The 4,509-nt window shown below is 36.9% G+C and carries 3 protein-coding genes and 1 pseudogene; all 4 read left to right on the top strand.

Features of this window, described 5'->3' with window-relative positions; genetic code table 11:
- Positions 1 to 99: 99 nt before the first annotated feature.
- On the top strand, positions 100 to 843 hold the full coding sequence (locus tag EV203_RS12955; protein WP_041587233.1) for an alpha/beta fold hydrolase: 744 nt from the start codon (positions 100 to 102) through the stop codon (positions 841 to 843).
- A 5-nt stretch (positions 844 to 848) separates the two neighbouring features.
- Complete coding sequence (locus EV203_RS12950) at positions 849 to 2,456, top strand: UDP-N-acetylmuramoyl-tripeptide--D-alanyl-D-alanine ligase (RefSeq protein ID WP_132040875.1); 1,608 nt, start codon at positions 849 to 851, stop codon at positions 2,454 to 2,456.
- An 11-nt stretch (positions 2,457 to 2,467) separates the two neighbouring features.
- Complete coding sequence (locus tag EV203_RS12945) at positions 2,468 to 3,637, top strand: D-alanine--D-alanine ligase family protein (RefSeq protein WP_043884166.1); 1,170 nt, start codon at positions 2,468 to 2,470, stop codon at positions 3,635 to 3,637.
- A gap of 664 nt (positions 3,638 to 4,301) precedes the next feature.
- A pseudogene (locus tag EV203_RS12940) lies at positions 4,302 to 4,509 on the top strand (IS607 family transposase); the annotation flags it as partial.

Raw genomic sequence — 4,509 nt, 5'->3', positions numbered from 1 at the left:
TTTTACCAGGGTAAAAATGGTTTTTAAGGATTTAATTTGTGTGTTTATTATTAAATTTTTAATGTGGATTACAATCATATTATACGAGGAGTGAAAAAAGTGTACATCAATATAGACGGGATAAATATTTTCTACAAGAAAGAAGGGCAGGGCAAAAAAGTTTTATTTCTGCACGGATGGGGAGGAAATTCGAATAGCTTTTTACCCGTATTTAATGCTTTGTCAAAGGAATTCGAAGTGTACGCCGTAGATTTTCCGGGCTTTGGAAGGTCTGACTTTCCTGATGGAGATTGGGACGTCACAAGGTATATGGAAATTACATATAAGTTTTTAGAAAGATTAGGGCTTGAAAAGGTCAGTATAATAGCCCATTCATTTGGCGGACGTGTTGCTATAATGCTGGCAGCTCTCCACCCAGAGGTGGTAGATAAACTTGTCTTGGTAAATAGTGCAGGTTTAATTCCCAAAAGGGGATGGAAGTATTACTACAGGGTGTACAGGTTTAAGCTTATAAAAAGCCTGCTTTTGCTTTTGGGCAAAAAGGATGCGGTGGAAAAATTATACGAAAGATATGGTTCAAAGGACTACAAAGAGGCAGGCCGCTTAAGAGGTACTTTTGTTAAAGTGATAAATCAGGACTTGAGGGGATATTTAAAAAAGATAAAGGCACCTACACTTCTCATATGGGGCGATAAGGACAGGGAAACTCCCATTGAATTTGCAAAGATTATGGAAAAAGAAATTCCCGATGCTGGATTGGTGGTTTTTGAAAATGCAGGACACTTTTCTTATCTGGAGAGGCTAAATGATTTTATCATAATCGTAAGCTATTTCTTGAGGTGATAAGAGTGGCAAATTTGATTGGGATAGCTCTTGTAGTTTTATCTTTTATCTTGGTTGCGTTTTTCTACGGGAAGAAAGAACTTCATATGGCACAGCTGGAAGGCTACAAGATAAAAAATTTTTTCAAGTGGCATTTTAGAAATTATGACAGGTGGGTAAAAGAGTCATTGCTTGCACTTTTGAGTGCGGGTATCGTCTTTATTATGAATATTTTTAGACTTCCTTCAGAAATTATCATTTTAGTACCTATAGCGCTGTTTTTTTATATGACTTACAAAGAAGTTACGACTAAAAAAAAGGCGAAAAAACCCTTGGTCTTTACTGCCAGAGCGACAAGGCTTTTTTTGACTTTCTGGCTTCTTATAGCTTTATCCTTTTACTTTTTGAAGAAGAATTTTCAAGCTCCAGAAGTTTTTTCTGCTGAGGTGCTAATTCTGACGGCTTTGTTGCCAGTTTATATGGCTTTGAGCTTAGTAATTACCTTCCCCTTAGAAAAATTTATTCAGTTTTTATATTATAAATCAGCTCAGCGCAAGATAAGGAATAGAAAAGATTTAATTACAATAGGTATAACTGGGAGCTACGGCAAAACAAGCACAAAGCATTTTATAACAGCTGTTCTTTCAGAAAAATTTTCTGTTTTAATGACTCCGGAAAGTTATAATACGCCTATGGGGGTCACAAAGGTCATCAGAAATGAGCTAAAAGATACCCATCAGATTTTTGTTTGTGAAATGGGGGCGAGACAGAGGGGAGATATAAAAGTTCTAGTAAAGCTTGCGAATCCCAAGATAGGAGTGATTACATCAATAGGGCCTCAGCATTTGGAGACTTTTGGAACGATAGAGAATGTTGCTAAAACTAAGTTTGAACTGGTAGAAGGTTTGCCAGAAGATGGGATTGCTGTTCTGAATGGGGATAATTATTACTGCAGGACTTTTGGAGAAAAATTTGCTGTGCGAAAATTATTCTATGGCACAGAAAGTCCAATTGAAAGGAAATATTTTCTGTGGGCTGAGAATATCATTAATACTAGACAAGGCCTCAAGTTTGACGCAGTGACTGAAGATGGGATGAGAATAAAATGTGAGGTACCACTGCTTGGAAGGCACAATGTGAGTAACTTATTGGCTGCGATTTCTGTGGCACTGGCATTAGGACTAAACGAGGAAGAGATAAAAAGAGGCCTTTCCAGAATTGAACCTGTTCCCCACAGGCTTCAGCTTATATCCACTCCTCATGGCGTAACTGTTATTGACGACGCCTTTAACTCAAACCCTGAGGGGGCAAAAGAGGCCCTTGCCTGTCTTAAGGAGATGGATGCAAAGAGGAGGATAATCGTAACTCCAGGAATGGTGGAACTGGGGGAGAAAGAGTATGAAGAGAATAAAAATCTTGGGAAAAACATTGCAGAGGTCTGTGACTATGCAATTTTAGTCGGGAAAAAGAGAAGTAGACCTATTTTTGAAGGGTTGAAGGAAGCCAGTTTTCCCGAAGAAAAAGTGTTTGTTGTGGCTAACTTGGATGAGGCTACAAAAGTTTTACAGAATCTACTTCAACCGGGAGATGTGGTGCTTTTTGAAAATGACTTGCCTGATAATTATGAAGGATGAGGAGGATTTTTATGTTGAAAGTGGCTGTGATGTTTGGAGGAAAATCAGTGGAGCACGAAGTTTCTATAATTACAGGGCTTCAGGTCATTGAGAATATGAACAAGGAAAAGTATGAGCCAATACCGGTATACGTGGGAAGAGACGGGAGATGGTATACTGGCAAAGACCTTTTGGACATTTCTAATTACAAAGACATACCTTCCCTTTTAAAGAAATGCGAACAGGTTGTGCTGCCTCCTGTGCCAGGGCTTAACAAATTGTATTATTATCCTTTCAGGAAGAAATTCATGTCAAAAGAGTATGATTACATAGACGTAGATGTCATTTTTCCTGCTTTTCACGGAACTCACGGCGAAGATGGCACTATGCAAGGATTATTTCAACTAGCAAATATACCCTATGTGGGGAGCGGAGTAGTAGGCTCAGCGACAGGAATGGATAAGGTGATAATGAAGGATATTTTCAAAGCGAATAATCTTCCCATAGTTAATTACCTGTGGTTTTTGAGAAAAGAATACGAAAAGAACAAAGAAGCTATGCTAGATTTGATTGAGAGCAAGCTAAAATATCCGATGTTTGTCAAGCCGGCTAATTTGGGTTCCAGTATAGGCATAAGCAAGGCCAAAAATAGGGATGAGCTTTTTGACGCTATAGAAATTGCCATTTATTACGACAGAAAGATAATAGTGGAGGAAGCTGTTAAAGATCCCATGGAAGTGAACTGCTCTGTTATGGGCATTGACAGGGATTTGGAGGTATCTTTATGCGAGATGCCTGTACCCTGGGAAGAGTTTTTGAGTTACCAGGACAAATACATGAGAAAAGAAAAAGGCGGCAAAGGAAGTACTACGAGGCAGATTCCTGCCCCCATTCCTGAAGAAAAGACTAAAGAAATACAGGAACTGGCTAAAAAAGTGTTTCAAATTTTAGATTGCAGTGGATTAGCTAGAATAGACTTTTTGCTAGAAAAGGAGACCATGAAGGTGTATGTAAATGAAATAAATACAATTCCTGGTTCATTTGCCTTCTACTTGTGGAAACCTTTGGGGATTTCTTTTGAGAAATTGATTGATAGGCTTATTGAGTATGCCGTTGAAAGGCATAAAGAGTATGCCAGAAATATGTATACTTTTGAGACTACTTTGTTGCTTAAGGCGGCCGACAGAGGAACAAAAATGTAAAAATACCCCCTTTTTACTGGGGGTAGATAGTGTAAAATTTCAGTAGTAACGAAGCAGGAAAATGAGGTATGAATGTAGAAAAAAAGACCTCACCGGGAAAATCAAAAATCAAAACAAAAGGAAGGTGAGGCCCGATATATTATAGATATTCGACCCATAGTGGGTATAATCCTGCACCCAATGGAGGTTACAAATTAGCGAAGAAGCAAATAAAAGAGGCAGTGAAGAGGGTTATTACAAACAGTATCTTGACACTATCAAATTCAGAAAAACACTTGATTTATTCATTTATATAAGGTATAATTTATTTTAAATGAATAAAAAACCAAAATAAAGCATAAAAATAACTATCAAATGAAATGAATACTTTAAATTTACTATTAGTAGACGGTTTCATTTGTGGAGCATACTCTTTGGTTTCTTCAATTCAACAGATAAATATCCCCATACTTTAAATGATATTGTATAACTTACAAATTGCAATAATAATGAAGAAAAAGGGGAAGGGTAACGTAATTGTAATTAGTTGATAATAGAAAAAGCAGTTTTAATTATAAGAATTGTAATCGTTTATCCAGAAGTAAGGTTAAAATAAACCAAACAGGAGGAGGTCAAAACAGTTGAAATTAGTAGTAAAAAATGACATAATTTTAATTGAGTGGTGATGAATGTTATTAACTATAAAAAGGTTAAAGAGCTGTATGATATAAGCAGAATTACATTAATAAACCGGGAAAAGGAAGGGTTAATAACCCCAGTTAGAATACCAAAAGGAAAAAGAAGGTACAAAAAAGAAGATATAGAGAAGTTATTAGGCATGCTGGAAGAAAAACCAAAACCTAAAGTAGTTTTGTATGCAAGAGTGTCCACAA

The sequence above is a fragment of the Caldanaerobacter subterraneus genome, from assembly GCF_004345675.1.
Taxonomy (GTDB): Bacteria; Bacillota; Thermoanaerobacteria; order Thermoanaerobacterales; family Thermoanaerobacteraceae; genus Thermoanaerobacter; species Thermoanaerobacter subterraneus.
The sequence above is the reverse complement of the archived record's forward strand: the minus strand, read 5'-3'. Positions and strand labels throughout refer to the sequence as shown.

Coding starts and splice junctions, on each gene's coding strand:
- EV203_RS12945 (WP_043884166.1), top strand. CDS start 2,468: ATGTTGAAAGTGGCTGTGATGTTTGGAGGAAAATCAGTGGAGCACGAA.